This is a genomic window from Thermoflavifilum thermophilum (assembly GCF_900116565.1).
Taxonomy (GTDB): Bacteria; Bacteroidota; Bacteroidia; order Chitinophagales; family Chitinophagaceae; genus Thermoflavifilum; species Thermoflavifilum thermophilum.
This window is the reverse complement of sequence record NZ_FPCJ01000001.1, coordinates 2,360,367-2,377,967: the sequence shown is the minus strand read 5'-3', so window position 1 is coordinate 2,377,967 and position 17,601 is coordinate 2,360,367. Positions and strand designations below refer to the sequence as shown.

Sequence of the window (17,601 nt, the reverse complement as noted above, 5' to 3'; positions counted from 1 at the left end):
ATGATGAAACTTCGGCTGAGAATTTATTTGTTGATGTTTCTGGCAGCACATCAGGCTTTGGCTCAAACGCCATGGCCGCAGGTGCACGTAGAGGCTCGTCCCTGGACGCGCTGGTGGTGGCTTGGCAACGCCGTAGATACAGCTGGGATTGCCTATCAGCTGCAAGCCTTGCATGATGCCGGATTTGGTGGCGTAGAAATCACACCGATCTATGGAGTCCATGGATTTGAAAAACAAGAAATCCCCTATTTGTCTGATCGCTGGATGCAAATGTTACAATACACCATCCGCAAAGCGCATCAGTTGCACATGGAAGTGGATATGAATAACGGCACGGGATGGCCTTTCGGTGGTCCGCAAATTCCCCTCGATGAAGCCGCTTCGAAAGTGATTTTTCAAACATATATCCTGCATGGAGGAGAAAGTCTTACCGAAAAAATATTCGCCAAAGATCCACGGCAAAAGTCTATTGCAAAGCTGCAAGCCCTGATGGCTTTTTCAGATCAGCATGAAAAATTGGATTTAACCTCAAAAGTAGATACATTCGGCTATTTGCACTGGCAGGCACCTCCGGGAAAATGGTTGTTGATTGCCGTATTCAACGGAAAAACTTTGCAAAAAGTAAAACGGGCAGCCCCAGGCGGCGAGGGCTGGGTAATGGATCATTTTTCCCGGACAGCATTACACACCTATCTGCAACGTTTTACACAGGCATTTCAGGGAACACATACTCCGCTTCCACACAGCTTTTTTGATGATTCGTATGAAGTATTTGGAGCCGACTGGACTGCCCATTTCTTTACAGATTTTAAGCGATTGCGTGGCTATGACTTGCGAAATTATTTACCTGCTTTGCTTGGAATAGGAAACCCCGACACGGTGCAGCGCGTGATCATGGATTACAGGCAAACATTGGCCGACCTGCTTTTGCATGATTTTGCAGAACCCTGGACGGCCTGGGCACACCAGATGGGCCGCACCACCCGCTATCAGGCGCATGGCTCACCAGGCAACTGGATTGATTTATATGCCAGCGCCGATATTCCTGAAACCGAATCATTCGGTTCTTGCCATTTCAATATTCCTGGCATTCCGGAAGATTCGCTTGGCATGCGTGCAGGTCAGCTCGATGAACGTGTATTAAAGTTTGCCTCATCAGCTGCCCATATCTCTGGTAAACGTTATGCCTCATCTGAAACATTTACCTGGCTGGGCGAGCATTTCCGCGTGAGCCTGGCTCAATGCAAACCCGTGCTCGATGAGATGTGGATATCCGGTATTAACCATGTTTTCTTTCATGGTACACCTTATTCTCCGAAACATGCGCCCTGGCCTGGCTGGCAGTTTTATGCTTCTGTAAACTTTTCACCCTACAATCCCATCTGGCACAATCTGCCAGCTATGAATCAATATATCACCCGCACCCAATCGTTTCTTCAGCAAGGAAAGCCAGATAACGATATCCTGCTATACTGGCCTGCAAGCGATGTATGGGCCAAACAAAATCAGAATTTACTATTTCAACTCACAATTGGGAATACGCAACAGTGGCTCGATTCCACCGGATTTGGGCAATTAGCCGATCTGTTAATCCATCAAGGATATAGCTTTGATTATATCTCCGATTATTTTATCGAAAAAACAACAGTAGAAAATGGAAAAATAAAAACTCCCGGCGGTGATTATAAAGTTTTGATCATTCCACCCTGCACTTTCATTCCTCTGCACAGCTTTTCCCACATCTTATCATTGATAAAAAATGGTGGAAAAGTGATTTTCCTTGATCATTTTCCAGAAAATGTACCGGGATTAAATGCCTGGCAGTTGAGAAAAGATACCCTTGAACAATTCAAAAATCAGATTAACCAGGCATGGATTTTTCACCAAACCGAAGTAAAAAAAATCAACAAAGGATTTGCCTACATGGGTCCAGATGTTGTTGCGTTATTATCAATGGCCGGTGTGAAGGCTGAAAGCATGGTACGCAACGGATTATCTTTTATCAGAAGAAAAACAAACGATGGTTATATATATTTCATCAGCAACCTGAGTTCAAAAAATTTCAATGGATGGATAACGTTAAATATTCATGCACCTTATGTTGTGATATATGATGCTTATGCCAATCGAACGGGAATAGCAAAACTGAAACAAGCTCCAAATGCAGAAGGAATGAATACAACCACTGTTTACTTACAAATTCCTTCGGGATATTCATACATATTGAAAACCACTAACCAGACTCCTGTGCATATACCCAGATGGACTTACATTCCCTCGTGGCAATCGAATTCAAATCTTTTGCGCCTATCATTGGACACTTCGTGGACTCTACAATTTATAGAAGGAGATCCTGATATCAAAGGAATTTATCGTTTAAAAAAATTAGGTTCATGGACTGATTTGAATGATTCGGCACGCACGTTTGCAGGTACAGCCCAATATCAGATTAGCTTTCAGATAACAAAAGAGCAGAAAAGCAAAGCTGATCAATGGATATTAAAGCTGGGACAGGTAGATTTCAGTGCAAAGGTTATATTCAATGGCCATGATGTGGCTACTGCATGGGCTGTTCCGTTTACTTGCGATGTAACTCCTTATATTCAAACAGGAAAAAATGTACTGCAGATTCAGGTCACCAATCTGGCAGCAAACCGGATTGCAGCTTATGACCGAAATAAAATCCCCTGGAAAATTTTTAAAGATATTAATGTGGTGAACATGCAGTACCAGCCGTTTGATGCCTCAAATTGGGGCACGGTACCATCCGGATTGATAGGACCTGTATGGCTGGAAGGGTATAAAAATAAAAATGATTTTTAGTTTGTTTACCTTTTTCATATCCATTTGTGATGCTTCATGTCTGTTTTCATGATGCTATTTTTCTTGTACTTCTTTGTCAAAATTGAACTTAACCACATCACCCATCAAACATAAAATAAAAGGTTGGTTATAAAAACAAACCGGGACAGGTTGTGCTGTTTCTGTAAATTTTGTAATTTTTGGCGAGATTTGCATGGGATACTTGAGAAATGTTCTTTTTTGCATCATTGAGGCATTAAGGAAGAGAATACAGCCAATAAAAATTATTATTCGATAAATTACACGCAAAATCTATGCTTTCCAAAAAAACCAAATATGCCCTCAAAGCCATGATTGTGCTGGCCAGAAATCATGGCAAGGGTCCCATGCTTATCAGCACCATTTCTGAACAGGAAAACATTCCGAAAAAATTTTTGGAAAACATCCTGCTGGAGCTTAAAAATGCCGGCATGCTGGCGAGCAAGAAAGGCGCCGGCGGCGGTTATTACCTGCTGAAACCACCCGATACTATCATGCTTTCGGATATTATACGCCTGATGGGTGGACCTATTGCGCTGGTACCTTGTGTAAGCCTGAATTTTTATGAACCTTGCGAAGAATGCAAAGATGAACTCACATGCGGCATCAGGCAGGTAGCCCTGCGGGTGCGGGATGCATCTCTGGAAATCCTGGCGAAAACCAGTATTAAAGACCTCGCCGAAAAAGAAGACAGCCTGATAGCCATGCATAAAAAAACACGACAAAAATCCCACGCCAAATAGAAAACTTCTAATTTACCTTCGTTTTATTTAAAATTTTCTATTTTTTTCCGCATTATTCCTATTAACTCCACTAAATTAGTAGAGAAACCATATTTTTGTGTTATTAAAAAATGATCATCCCATGAAAAGTTTTCGCACGGAGCTGGAAAATCCTGTTGTGGAACAGGAAATCATCGAACTGGAAAAAAAGATCCGTCAATATCTCACGGGGGAATTGCACCCGGATCGTTTCAAAAGCCTGCGCCTGGCCCGCGGCATTTACGGTCAGCGCCAGAAAGGCGTGCAAATGATCCGCATCAAACTACCACAAGGAAGATTAACCACAGCGCAGCTAAAACGTATAGCCGATATCTCCGACGAATATGCAACCGGAAATCTGCATTTAACCACCCGGCAGGACATCCAATTGCATTTTGTAAGTCTGGAACGTACACCGGAATTGTGGACTAAGCTGGCTATGGATGACCTTACCATCCGGGAAGCCTGCGGTAATACTGTGCGAAATATAACCGGTTCGCACCTGGCAGGTGTGGATCCGAATGAACCTTTCGATGTTACTCCATACGCAGATGCTGCATTCCGGTATTTCCTGCGCAACCCGGTGTGCCAGGATATGGGCCGGAAATTCAAAATCGGCTTTTCCAGCAGTGAACAAGACGAGGCTTTTGCTTACATACACGACATCGGCCTGATTCCACGCATCCAGGAAAAGGATGGTAAGCTCGTGAAAGGATTTAAAGTAGTAGTGGGTGGCGGATTGGGAGCACAGCCTTTCACAGCCAAACTGGCTTTTGAATTTTTACCTGCTGAAGATTTGCTTCCCTATATTGAAGCTGTATTAAGAGTTTTTGATCGATATGGTGAACGCACCAACCGACATAAAGCCCGGATGAAATACCTGATTGAAAAGCTGGGTATGGAAAAATTTACCGAGCTGGTGCAGGCCGAATACAAAGGTCTGAAGGCTTTTCATGTGCCCATCGAATTTCACGAACAGTTAGAACATCTTCCAGAACGAATAGAGATACCGCCATACACCATTTCCAATACTGAAAAATTCCAGGCCTGGTTAATTACCAATGTCATTCCCCAAAAACAGACGGGCTATCGGGGGGTGTACCTGAAAATTACAAATGGCAATATCTCTTCTGATACAGCCCGCAAACTGGCTGATCTGGTCAAATCCCTTGCAGCCGATCAAATGCGGGTTACCAATAACCAGGGCATTTTCATTCGCTATGTACCCGAACAGGCACTGGGCTATTTGTTTACCCGACTGGATGAACTTGGGCTGGCTGAACCTGGATTTGATTCCACTGCCGATGTTACATCCTGCCCGGGAACAGATACATGCAACCTGGGTATTTCTAATAGTACAGGCATTGCCCGCATGCTGGAACAGGTCATTCTGCAGGAATATCCCCAATTGATTTACAACAAGGATATTAAAATCAAAATCAGTGGTTGCATGAATTCCTGCGGCCAGCATGGCATTGCTACCATTGGCTTTCATGGCGCTTCGCTGAAGGCGGGCGGCAAAGTGCTCCCCGCGCTGCAGGTGCTGCTGGGTGGAGGTCCCACCGGACACGGTGAAGGCAGGCTGGCTGAAAAAATCACCAAAGTACCCAGCAAACGTGCACCTCAGGCCCTACGTTTGATCCTGAACGATTACCTGAAAAATGCTCAGCCGGGAGAAACATTCAACGCCTATTACGACCGGCAGGGGAAAAACTATTTTTACAACCTGCTGAAACCTCTAACCGATCTAACCAATCTGCAACCCGATGATTTCATTGACTGGGGGCAGGAAGTGGAATATTCGACTGCCGTCGGTGTAGGCGAATGCGCCAGCGTAGTGGTGGATCTGGTTTATGTGTTGCTGAACGAAGCCGAAGAAAAACTTGAAATAGCTGATCAGTGGCTAAAAGACGGAAATTACGGAGATGCTGTTTATCAGGCTTATACAGCTTCTGTCTATGCAGCCAAAGCTCTGTTGCTGGATAAAGAAGTAAACTGCAACACCCATATCGGAATCATCAATGATTTTGATCAGCATTTTCAGGCGGCTGAATTTGATGTGGCTCCTTCGTTTGCCAGCTTCGTGCTGCAAATCAATCAGCACGAACCTAAGCCTGATTTTGCAGAGGCTTACCTGCATCAGGCACATCGCTTCCTGCAAAAAGCCAGAACTTATCATCAGCAAAGATCCATAGCGGTTGCAGATGCCCAAGAAACCATTCCTTCCTAATTCAAGCCATGAAAAAATGATGAAAAAGAAACTAAGTCTGGTCGGTGCGGGACCTGGTGATCCGGAACTGATTACGTTGAAAGGGATGAAAGCCTTACAGTCAGCACAGGTCATTTTATACGATGCCCTCGTGCATCCTGATTTGTTGGGTTATGCTTCACCGGAATCACTGAAAATATTTGTTGGCAAGAGAAAAGGATTTAAAGCCTATACCCAGGAAGAAATTCATGAACTCATCCTGCATTATGCTACACACTATGGTCATGTAGTGCGGCTTAAAGGAGGCGACCCATTTTTGTTCGGCAGAGGATATGAAGAACTGGCTTTTGCTCAACAACATGGCATGGAAGTGGAAATCATTCCCGGCATCAGCAGTGCCATAGCCGTTCCCGAGCTGCAGCATATTCCCGTAACCCTGCGGGGTATCAGCGAAAGCTGCTGGATTACTACCGGAACTCTTGCGGATGGCCAGTTATCAAACGATCTGCAGCTGGCTGCCCATTCCAGTGCCACTATCGTAATTCTGATGGGCGTGCATAAGCTTCCTGAGATTGTGGCTTTGTATCGTCACCTGAAAAAAGAGCACATGCCAGTGGCTATTATCCAGAATGGTTCATTACCGGATGAAAAAATGGTAATCGGATACATGCACGACATTCTGGAAAAAGCCTCTGCGGCTGCCATTGAATCACCTGCCATCATCATTATTGGTGAGGTGGTAAAAACACATCCTTTGTTTTCAACTGAAAATTATCATCCTGAAAACGTGCTTGTTGCTGCACATGCTCACTGAAAACTCCATATCGCCTGCAAAAGCTGTATCTGCTGAAGAAAAGTCGAGCAGCAGAAATACTCTTTTCCCTGTTTTTCTGAAAGCAGAATCTCTTCGTTTTCTGATTGTAGGCGGCGGTAAAGTGGGATTGGAAAAGCTGGCTGCTTTGCTGGGCAATGCACCACGGGCATACGTAAAGCTGGTGGCACCTGATATTTTGCCTGAAATTCGGAAGTTTGCAAATGCCGGCCATCGTCTCATATTGATTGAAAGAGCTTTTGAGGCTCAGGATCTGGAAGATATTGATATCCTGATTCTTGCAACCGAAGATCATGCATTACACAAACATATTCATGCTCTGGCAAAAGCCCGTGGCATCCTTACGAATGTGGCCGATACGCCCGAGCTCTGTGATTTTTACTTAAGTTCTATTGTACAAAAAGGGCAACTCAAAATTGCTATATCCACAAACGGACTTTCGCCCACCTTCGCAAAAAGGCTTCGGGAATGGTTTAACGAAGTCATCCCGGATGATATCGACAACATTTTATATCGCCTGAACGCCATTCGCAATCAGCTGAAAGGAGATTTTGCCTACAAGGTACAGCAGCTGAATGTACTGACAGCTTCATTTGTGCCCAATCATACGAAATCTGCAAAACAATCGTCTCTTCATAGCCAAACAAATCCTTCCACTACCCTAAAATCATCGAAACATCAACTGGTGATAATCGGTATCTATCGCTGGATCATCGTGTTACTGGCGATAGGATTGATTGCCATCGGGTACGAACTAAAGCCTTTGTTGTCAACAATATCCTGGCATGAGTGGACAGGCCGCGCAGTGGATCTGCTGGGTAAAGATTTCATCTGGTTTCTGGTAGGGGGATTTTTGGCAAAGTACATTGATGGCACGCTGGGACTGGGATATGGCACCATAGGAACCACCTATTTGCTCTCATTTGGTATTCCGCCTGCACAGATCAGCAAAACCATTCACATTTCAGAAATCTTCACCAGTGGTTTTTCCGGATGGATGCACTGGCATTATCGCAACGTAAACAAGAAACTGTTCCGCGCTTTGGTATGGCCCGGACTCATAGGCGGCATAGCCGGAGCTATATTGATTACGCATTTGCAACATGCTGCATTGCACACGATCAGACCTGTGATTGCATTGTACACGTTTTTTCTGGGAGTCAATATTTTGCTGAAAGGCATTCGTTTTCGACGAACACAACAACGGAAAATAAAGCGTGTGGGCTTTCTCGGGATGATCGGAGGTTTTCTGGATGCCGTTGCTGGTGGCGGCTGGGGTACACTGGTTACTTCTACGTTAATAGCCAGTGGCCGCAATCCGAAATACGTGGTGGGAAGCGTGAATCTGGCGCGTTTTTATGTGGCGCTGGCAGGGTCGGCCACTTTTCTGGTTCTGCTGGGGCTTTCCCAATGGCAGGTATTATTGGGTCTGCTGATAGGCGGTGCACTGGCATCACCTCTGGCAGCCCGCACTACCCGCAGCCTTCCCACCCGGCAACTATTGGTAATTTTAGGTTTGCTGGTGATGTTGCTCAGTTTATGGATTGTATATAAAAGCTGGTTACACTAAAACATCAATGAAATGAGTAGCGTATGGACTGCTGAACGATTGCAACAATTACAGGCAGGTTTTGCTGACCCGCATGATGCAGAGGCTATATTAAAGGCGTTGGCTGCCCATTTTCCTGCCCATACCATCTGCTTTTCCAGCAGCCTGGGCTGGGAAGATCAGGTGATCACCGACATGATCTGGAAGGCTCAGTTGCCCATCGAAATTTTTACGCTCGATACCGGAAGACTGTTTCCCGAAACTTATTCGCTGATGGAGCGCTTGCATGAACATTATGGCAAACGCATAAGGGTCTATTTCCCGGATGCAGCTCGGGTTGAACAACTGGTGAATGAACGCGGGCCCAATTGTTTTTATACTTCCGTAGAAAATCGCAAACTCTGTTGCCAGATCCGGAAAGTAGAGCCCCTGGCCCGCGCACTGCAGGGCATGCAATGCTGGGTTACAGGCATACGCGCTGAACAATCGCCCGAACGCAGCCATTTGCCACAGGTAGAGTGGGACGAAGTACATCAGATCGTGAAAGTTCATCCTCTGTTGCATTGGACGCTGGATGAAGTAAAAGCTTACATCCGCCAGCATCGGGTGCCTTACAATCCCTTGCACGACAAGGGATTTGTGAGCATAGGCTGTGCACCCTGTACCCGCGCTATTCGCCCGGGCGAGGATTATCGGGCCGGGCGCTGGTGGTGGGAAGATCAAACCAAAAAAGAATGCGGATTGCATGTTTCATCCATCAAAAATTAATCGGTTGTATCATCTTATGAGACATTAAAACGTATGGTGTATGGCAAAACAGGTGTATGATTTTGACTATCTCGATTATCTGGAATCAGAGGCGATCCATATTCTGCGAGAAGTAGCCGGACAGTTTGAACGGCCAGCCTTGTTGTTTTCCGGAGGAAAGGATTCTATTACCCTGGTGCATTTGGCATTAAAAGCCTTTCGGCCTGGCAAATTTCCTTTTCCATTGGTGCATATTGACACCGGACATAACTTTCCTGAAGTATTGCAGTTCCGCGATGATCTCGTCAACCGGATCGGTGAACGATTGATTGTCCGAAAAGTAGAAGATACCATCAAACAAAAAAACCTGGAACCACCCAAAGGCAAGCTGGCAAGCCGTAATTTCCTGCAGGCTTATACTTTGCTCGATACCATTGAAGAATTTGAATTTGATGCCTGCATTGGGGGTGCCCGCCGTGATGAAGAAAAAGCACGTGCTAAGGAACGTATTTTTTCTGTAAGAAATGAATTTGGCGAATGGGATCCGCGCCTGCAAAGGCCGGAGTTATGGAATATCTACAATGGTAAAATCCATAAAGGTGAAAACGTGCGCGTGTTCCCCATCAGCAACTGGACGGAACTGGATGTTTGGCATTATATCCTGCGGGAAAATATTGCTTTGCCATCCATTTATTACGCCCATACGCGTAAATGTCTGCTATACGAAGGCCAGCTGGTGGCTGTTTCACCCCATATCCAGATCGAACCGGACGATGTAATTGTAGAAAAAACCGTTCGTTTCCGTACCGTAGGTGATATGAATTGCACGGCTGCCATTGAATCACAAGCCCGTACCACCGAAGAAATCATCCAGGAAATCCTACAATCCAAAATCAGCGAACGCGGCGCCACCAGAATCGATGATAAATTTTCAGAAGCCGCCATGGAAGATCGCAAAAAGGCAGGTTATTTCTGAAAAACAGAACAGATTTAAACGTTGAAAAATCAAAAACTTTTCTAACATGGATTTATTGCGATTTACAACCTCAGGAAGTGTGGACGACGGTAAAAGCACGTTGATTGGCCGTTTGCTATACGATAGCGAATCTATTTTTGTTGATCAGCTGCAAGCCCTGCAAAGGGCTTCCAAACACCGGGGCAGTGAACAGCTTGATCTGGCATTGATTACCGATGGCTTGCGTGCCGAACGCGAACAGGGAATTACCATTGATGTAGCTTACAAATATTTTTCAACACCCAAACGCAAATTCATCATTGCCGATACACCCGGGCATATTCAATACACCCGGAACATGGTTACAGGAGCTTCCACAGCCAATCTGGCCATTATTTTGGTGGATGCCCGCCAGGGCGTAGTGGAGCAAACCCTGCGCCATACCATCATTGCAAGCATCCTGCAGATTCCGCATCTGGTGCTGTGCATCAACAAAATGGATCTCGTCAATTATTCGGAAGACCGTTTTTACGAAATTGTACATGCTTATCAAGAAGCCATTCAAAAACTGAATGTAAAGGATGTATATTATATTCCCATTAGTGCGTTGCATGGCGATAATGTGGTGTACAAATCAGATCGCATGCCCTGGTACACAGGCAAGCCTTTGCTGACTTATCTGGAAGAAGTACCCGTTGCGCAGGATATCAATCAGGATATTGCACGTTTTCCGGTACAATATGTAATCAGGCCACAGGATGATGCTTATCATGATTATCGGGGCTATGCCGGAAAAATCATCAGTGGCAGCTTTCATGTAGGACAGGCCGTAACAGTATGGCCATCCGGTTTAACCAGCACGATTGATCGGATTGAATATGCACAACAACCTCTTGCAGAGGCACGTGCTCCCCAATCAGTCGTTATGTTGCTTAAGGATGATCTGGATATCAGCCGGGGTGATATGATTACACCTGCTGATCAGCCGCCCACACTCACCCAGGATATTGCAGCCACCATCTGCTGGATGGATAGCGCTCCATTGAAAACGGGCGACAAGCTGCTGTTGCAACAAGGACCTACGCTTGTGCGTTGTGTGGTGAAAAATATTGAATACAAAATTGATATCAACACGCTTTCCCATCAGGATGCAGCCGGCACATTACAACTAAATGATGTGGCACGCGTGCAAATCCGCACCGCCAAACCTCTTGCCGTGGACGCTTACGCCAAAAACCGGGCATGCGGAGCAGCTATTCTAATCAATGAAACCAGCTACAATACGGTTGCTGCCTGTCTCATTGAAAACTGAATAACACAATTTTTAAACCCATCTCCACTGCACCATAGCAGTGGAGATGATTATTTATTGACCATAAGAAAACCACCCTATCCGGAATTGTGTTTCAGGCAATAAAATAATCGCATCTGAATTCAGGGATTCATAATAGTAAAATACCCTCACACGTGATTGCATTTGCCTTGCACACAGGTTTCTGCACAAAGGCTCTCCGCCGGCTTACAGATCCATTCATCAAAAAATAGGAAAGAATCCACACGGAATGTATAAATTAGTCGCCCCGAAACGTGAAAATCATCTTTCTTTCAGCATTACGTTTAACTTTAAAATATACACACTATGAAAAAACATCTAAACCTGCTCATCATTGTGGTATGTTTTCAACTGGGGATGATAGGAATACATTTCCAGGCTCAAGCACAGGAGCCCCGCAGACCACAGCCTCCCGCTACTGAAAATGCCACTCAGAAAGACAAATTGCCACCCGCACAGCCCGATGTAACCACTACAGGCAGTGTAACAGTTGAGGGGCAGCGAATCGACTATCAAGCCGTTGCTGGCACCATTCCCCTGCTTGACGACAATGAGCAAGACACTACAGCACGTATGTTTTACGTAGCTTATTTCAAACAAGGCGTAACCGACGAATCCACCCGTCCGATTACATTTCTTTACAATGGAGGTCCTGGATCAGCTACTATTTGGCTGCACATGGGCGCATTTGGCCCTCGCCGCGTGGTGATCGACACCACGGTGCACATGCATGGAGCTCCGTATGAACTGGTAAATAATGATTACAGCCTGCTGGATGCCAGCGACCTGGTATTTGTAGATGCTCCGGGAACGGGCTTTAGCCGCGTGATGCAAGGCAAAGAAAAGGATTATTATGGCGTAGATCAGGACGGACGCGCTTTCAGCCAGTTTATCATGCGTTTTATTACCAAATACGGACGGTGGAACAGCCCGAAGTTCCTTTTTGGTGAAAGTTATGGCACAACCCGCTCTGCCGTACTTTCAAGCATGCTGCAAAGCATGTATGATATTGATTTAAACGGTGTGATCCTGCTTTCGCAGATTCTGAGTTTTGATAATTCCATTGATGGTCCCTCACGCAATCCAGGCAATGATATGCCTTATATCCTGGGCCTGCCCACATTTGCAGCTACAGCCTGGTATCATCATCAGCTTCCACAACAGCATCCGGATCTGGAAGCTTTTCTCAAAGAAGTAGAAAACTTTGCCACGGGAGAATATGCACAGGCATTGATAAAAGGCAATACGCTCGACTCGAATACCTTCAATGCCATTGCCGAAAAACTGCATGAATATACCGGTCTGGACGTGGATTACATTAAAAAGGCCAATCTGCGCGTGGATGGCGGTGAATTTGAACAGCAACTGCTCAACAAAAAGGGACTTACCACCGGTCGCCTGGATACTCGCTTTTCAGGTCCTTCACTGGATATCCTGAGCCAACGGGCTTATTATGATCCACAATCCGAAGCCATCAGCGGAGCTTATGTAGCCTTATTCAACGATTATGTCCGCAAAGTGCTGAAATATGGCCAGAACATGGATTATCATCCTACCATTTATGGCCGCATGCAATGGGATTGGACTCACGGAGGGTCGAGAATGGGCGTGAATGTGATGACCGATCTGGCTACAGCCATGAAGAAGAATCCTCGCCTGCAAGTGCTGTTGCAAGCCGGCTATTATGATCTGGCAACACCTTTCTACGAAGGCGTGTATGAACTGCAACATTTGCCCATTCCAAATGACCTGCAGAAAAACATTCATTTTGAATTCTACCAATCAGGGCACATGGTATATCTGCATGTACCATCCTTAAAACAATTGCATGATAGTACCAAAAAGTTTATTGAATCCCTGTATTCACCAGCACATTAATTATTTCCTGCATCAGCCATAACAGCATCACCTCCAGATTCATGCATATCTGGAGGTGATTTTTTTATTGAAGCAAGGGGAAACATTATTTGTCAAAATCTGTAAATAAAGCATGCGCATGTATTTCTTCCAACCTCTCATTAACCCATTGGATCCACATCCACAATCATTCGCACATTTCGGAAGGAGCTGTTTTGTTGCAGCTGATTACAAATATTCACGATTTTATTTTTCTGTTCCTGCAACTTCTGAGCAGAGCGGGGCAAGCGAATGAGTATTTCCTGAAGATATTCATTGCGGATCCGGCTAACCAAAGGTGCAGCCGGGCCCGTGATCTGACCGGGAAACTTGTCAGACAATTCACCTGCAAGCAAATGTGCAGCTTCAGCAACTTTTTCCTGCTGGGTATGTTTGAGTATAATCTTTACGAGCCGGGTAAAAGGCGGATATTGAAAATGCGCCCGGGCTTCAATTTCCATCTGAAAAAATGCTGCATAATCATGTGCCATGACATGAGCCAGTACAGGATGACGCAGCTGATAGGCCTGAATCACAACTATCCCCTTCTCGCCCTTTCTTCCGGCCCGGCCACTGACCTGTTCCATTAACTGAAATGCCCGTTCATTGACCCGAAAATCTGGATAGTTTAGCAAACTATCGGCCAGCAAAATGCCCACCAGACCCACAGAATCAAAATCCAATCCTTTCACTACCATTTGCGTGCCCACCAGGATATCAATTCTTCGTTGTTCAAATTTGTAAATCAATTGATGATAACTATCTTTTTTTCGCATGCTATCCAGATCCATCCGTGCAATGCTGGCTTTGGGAAAAAGGGTATGCAATTCATCTTCTATTCTTTCTGTTCCGAAACTTTTGTGTATGATGGCGTGGCTGCCACAGGCCTGGCATTGGGTAACCGGCGGATATTTTCGTCCGCAATAATGACAAAGTAGCTGATGGATGGATTTATGATAGGTTAATGCTACATCACATTGCTGGCAATGAGGCACCCATCCACATACCTGGCAGATTTGCGAAGGTGCATAGCCTCTGCGGTTCTGAAACAAAATCACTTGTTTGTGTTGCTGCAGGGTGCGGCGGATATAATCTTCCAGCAACGGAGTAATATGCCTTTCACCGCGATGCTGACGTGGAATGGTATGCATGTCAGCCAGTATCATATCCGGCAGGGCAATCTGGCCATATCTTTCCTTTAACATCACATATCCGTATTTGCCCTGCATGGCCTGTTGATAGGTTTCTACAGCTGGTGTGGCTGATCCCAGGATTACACGCGCATCCAACAGATGCGCATAGTAAATAGCCGCATCACGCGCATGATAGCGAGGAGCCGGATCCTGCTGTTTGAATGATGAATCGTGTTCTTCATCTACAACGATCAACGATAATTTGCAAAAAGGCAGCCATAAAGCCGATCGGGAACCTACAATCACCTGCAGACTTCCTTCCCGCACTTTATTCCACATTTCAACCCGCTCATTATGACTTAATCTGGAATGATAAACACCCACCTGATTGCCAAGATATTGTTGCAAACGACGAATCATCTGTGCGGTTAAAGCAATTTCCGGAAGCAGGTACAAAACCTGTTCACCCTTTGCAATTGCTTCCTGGATCAGCGATACGTAAATCAACGTTTTACCGCTGGAAGTAACACCATGCAGGAGCACTACCCGTTTTTCCCTGAACCAATCATGAATTTGCTGCACACATGTTTGCTGGGATTGTGTAAGATGCAGTTGCTGAATAGCACCATCATAGGTAAATGCAATTCTATCAACCGTTTGTTTGATTTCCTGAAAAATTCCTTTATCAATTAATGCTTTTAATTGATTGTGGCTGGCTTCAGCTTGCTCCAGCAAATCTTTTTTCCGCACCCATCCCTGCTTTTCTCTGAGCTCATAAAATTTCATCAATAGCTGCAATTGTTTGGGAGCTTTCTCAAGTTGATCAAACAATTGATGCAAAGCCTTTTCATCTGCATAAACCGGGGAAAGAAGAATATAGGTTTCCAGTTTGGGACGATACGATTCGCGAATGGATTCGTATGCCACACAAATATGTTGATCAATCAATGATTTCACTACTGCCTGTGCAGATACGTAAGAAGTCTCTCCAATCAACTGCTGCACTTCTGCAAGCGTTAATTCGTGCCTCACAGCCAATGCCTCCACGATCTGAAAAGCCTCATCTGTCAGCTGCACAGCAAGTGCAGCAATAGAAGTTTCATCAGCATAGGCAGGATCGAGCTGAATAATGGTTTCACTGCTCAATTTCAGATGAGCGGGTATAGCCACGTTCATCACCTCTCCTTCCGTGCAAGCGTAATATTGGGCTATCCATTCCCAGAAATGCAGCTGATGCGGCCACACCACAGGATATTCGTCCAGTTTGGATAAAACCGGTTTTACGGCGTAAGCAGCAGGTGCTTCATCATGTATGCGCTTGATAATAGCGGCATACTTGCGCCGTTTGCCAAACTGAACAACCACCCGCATACCTGGTTCTACTTTCATACCTTCAGGAATCTGATAGGTATAAAGTTTGGGCAAGGCGAGTGGTAAAATCACATCGGCAAACATGGCTTAAAATTAAAGCAAATCCCCTGCAGAGATTCAACAAAATGCAGATGAAATAAAATGATAATACCGGAATAAAGTGGGCATTACTTAGCAAAAATCAATAGCTTCTACATCATAAAGCCATGCATCGGGCACAATGTGAAAACAAATCAATCAGTATGAAAAACAAACAATATTTACCTGCAAAACTTATCAGAATAACATTAGAATTCTACAGAAAAACTGCGGTAAAATGCATGAAAATGAATCTACGAAACTACTTTTCAAGCAAGCCAACGTCCAAGCCTGTAAACAATGAAACAAGGAAAGGATAAAATAAATAAGAAAAGGAAGTAAAAAACAAAGTCTCTGAATCAAAAATTATTTTACGCAAATGCACGATTTCAGATCAACATGCACCTGATAAAAGATACGTTTCAAAGTAACATAAGTAGTGGGAGCTATTGGAGTCGAACCAATGACCCTCTGCTTGTAAGGCAGATGCTCTGAACCAACTGAGCTAAGCTCCCATGTTTCAGGGTTGCAAAGATAATGGCTTCTGCAAAACAGAAAAAATTTTCCTTGCAGAATTTTATTCAATTGTCCAGTCAATGATACGATTGATCCAGCTTTCCCGATAGGGTGCCTGCACCCGGATGTAATTATCGGTATATCCTTCCATTATTGCTGAATGGCCTGGCTGACTGGCAGGTTTCACGCTGGCTTCAAACAAAACCGGACGAATCGTACCGACAAAACGTTGCACAAACGCTTGATGCTTGGCGGCCGATAACTGCCGGAGTATTTCATTGCGCTGATGCCGAACGGCAAGCGGCACTGATGGCTTAAGAGAAAGAGCGGCCGTATGGGCGCGTTCAGAATAGGTAAACACATGAAGATAAGCGACGGGAAGCGACTGCAGGAAGTCAACTGTTTGTTGGAAATCTTCATCGGTTTCCGTGGGGAAACCCACAATCACATCTACACCGATGGCGCAATCTGGAATATGTTCGAGAATAGTATGCACTTTTTCGGCATAAAGCTCACGGCGATAGCGTCGGCGCATGAGCCCCAGGATGCGGTTGCTGCCGCTTTGCAACGGAATATGAAAATGAGGCATCCATCGGGATGATTGCGCCACAAAGCGAATGATATCCTTTGTAAGCAAATTGGGTTCAATTGATGAAATCCGGAATCGTTCAATGCCCTCAACCGTGTCGAGCGCCTGCATCAGCTCCAGCAGGGATTCCTGATGTGTATGCTGATTCGGATCCGTTTTGCCAAAGTCACCCAGATTCACACCGGTTAGCACAATTTCTTTCACGCCGGCAGCCGCAATCTGTCGAGCCTCTTCCAGTACGCTTGCAATGGTATTGCTGCGGCTTTTGCCGCGCGCCTGGGGGATGGTACAAAAGCTGCAATGATAATCACAACCATCCTGCACTTTTAAAAAAGTGCGTGTGCGATCGTGCAGGGAATAGGCACTATGAAAATCCTTAACCTCCTCAACCTCGCAGGAACAAATACGCCTTGTGGATTGTTCAATTTGTTGCAGATGGGCTGCGAGCCGGAATTTTTCTGCTGCCCCCAGTACCAGGTTTACCCCCTCGATAGCCGCAATTTCCTGCGGCCGCAGCTGTGCATAACAACCCGTAACCACCACCACGCTTTCTGGAGCCATCCGCTTGATGCGCCTGATGATTTGCCGGCACTCCTTATCGGCCTGTTCCGTAACCGAGCAGGTATTAATCACATACACATCGGCCACGGCTTCATCCATTCGCCGGAACACCTGATATCCTTCGGCTTCCAGCATACGGCCAAGCGTGGAAGTTTCGGCAAAATTGAGTTTACAGCCCAGAGTATGGAAGGCTACCGTTTTCATGGGTATGCAAAGTTAGGAAGAATAGG

Annotated in this window: 11 protein-coding genes and 1 tRNA gene; 9 read left to right on the top strand and 3 right to left on the bottom strand. The window is 45.4% G+C overall.

Annotation, left to right across the window (positions count from 1 at the left end):
- The 9 genes from BM367_RS10125 (at position 1) to BM367_RS10085 (ending at position 13,105) form a co-directional block, all read left to right on the top strand.
- Positions 1 to 2,823 (top strand): glycosyl hydrolase, encoded by a 2,823-nt coding sequence (locus BM367_RS10125; protein ID WP_177224192.1) that lies wholly within the window; start codon positions 1 to 3, stop codon positions 2,821 to 2,823.
- A 293-nt stretch (positions 2,824 to 3,116) separates the two neighbouring features.
- Complete coding sequence (locus tag BM367_RS10120) at positions 3,117 to 3,584, top strand: RrF2 family transcriptional regulator (protein ID WP_092460210.1); 468 nt, start codon at positions 3,117 to 3,119, stop codon at positions 3,582 to 3,584.
- Positions 3,585 to 3,705: 121 nt separating this feature from the next.
- Complete coding sequence (locus BM367_RS10115) at positions 3,706 to 5,832, top strand: HEPN domain-containing protein (RefSeq protein WP_092460208.1); 2,127 nt, start codon at positions 3,706 to 3,708, stop codon at positions 5,830 to 5,832.
- Positions 5,833 to 5,851: 19 nt separating this feature from the next.
- On the top strand, positions 5,852 to 6,625 hold the full coding sequence (gene cobA / locus BM367_RS10110; RefSeq protein ID WP_092461016.1) for a uroporphyrinogen-III C-methyltransferase: 774 nt from the start codon (positions 5,852 to 5,854) through the stop codon (positions 6,623 to 6,625).
- Positions 6,615 to 8,213: a TSUP family transporter gene (locus BM367_RS10105; RefSeq protein WP_143104005.1), complete on the top strand. Its 1,599-nt coding sequence runs from the start codon at positions 6,615 to 6,617 to the stop codon at positions 8,211 to 8,213. The genes cobA and BM367_RS10105 overlap by 11 nt, the downstream gene beginning before the upstream one ends.
- A 12-nt stretch (positions 8,214 to 8,225) precedes the next feature.
- On the top strand, positions 8,226 to 8,960 hold the full coding sequence (locus BM367_RS10100) for a phosphoadenylyl-sulfate reductase (protein WP_092460204.1): 735 nt from the start codon (positions 8,226 to 8,228) through the stop codon (positions 8,958 to 8,960).
- A 40-nt stretch (positions 8,961 to 9,000) separates the two neighbouring features.
- Positions 9,001 to 9,915 carry a sulfate adenylyltransferase subunit CysD gene (gene cysD / locus BM367_RS10095; RefSeq protein ID WP_092460202.1) on the top strand — a complete coding sequence of 305 codons (915 nt, stop codon included), beginning with the start codon at positions 9,001 to 9,003 and terminating at the stop codon, positions 9,913 to 9,915.
- A gap of 46 nt (positions 9,916 to 9,961) precedes the next feature.
- Positions 9,962 to 11,206, top strand: a complete 1,245-nt coding sequence (locus BM367_RS10090) for a sulfate adenylyltransferase subunit 1 (RefSeq protein ID WP_092460200.1) — start codon at positions 9,962 to 9,964, stop codon at positions 11,204 to 11,206.
- A gap of 327 nt (positions 11,207 to 11,533) precedes the next feature.
- On the top strand, positions 11,534 to 13,105 hold the full coding sequence (locus BM367_RS10085) for a S10 family peptidase (protein ID WP_222842617.1): 1,572 nt from the start codon (positions 11,534 to 11,536) through the stop codon (positions 13,103 to 13,105).
- 140 nt (positions 13,106 to 13,245) lie between these two features.
- On the opposite strand, the gene priA is transcribed toward BM367_RS10085, so the two are convergent.
- The 3 genes from priA to mtaB all read right to left on the bottom strand — a co-directional run bounded on the left by priA (position 13,246) and on the right by mtaB (position 17,575).
- Positions 13,246 to 15,711, bottom strand: coding sequence for a replication restart helicase PriA (priA, locus tag BM367_RS10080; RefSeq protein WP_092460198.1), 2,466 nt, complete (start codon positions 15,709 to 15,711; stop codon positions 13,246 to 13,248).
- Positions 15,712 to 16,145: 434 nt separating this feature from the next.
- Positions 16,146 to 16,220: transfer RNA gene (locus BM367_RS10075), tRNA-Val, on the bottom strand.
- 62 nt (positions 16,221 to 16,282) lie between these two features.
- Complete coding sequence (mtaB, locus tag BM367_RS10070) at positions 16,283 to 17,575, bottom strand: tRNA (N(6)-L-threonylcarbamoyladenosine(37)-C(2))-methylthiotransferase MtaB (protein ID WP_092460196.1); 1,293 nt, start codon at positions 17,573 to 17,575, stop codon at positions 16,283 to 16,285.
- Positions 17,576 to 17,601 lie beyond the last annotated feature (26 nt).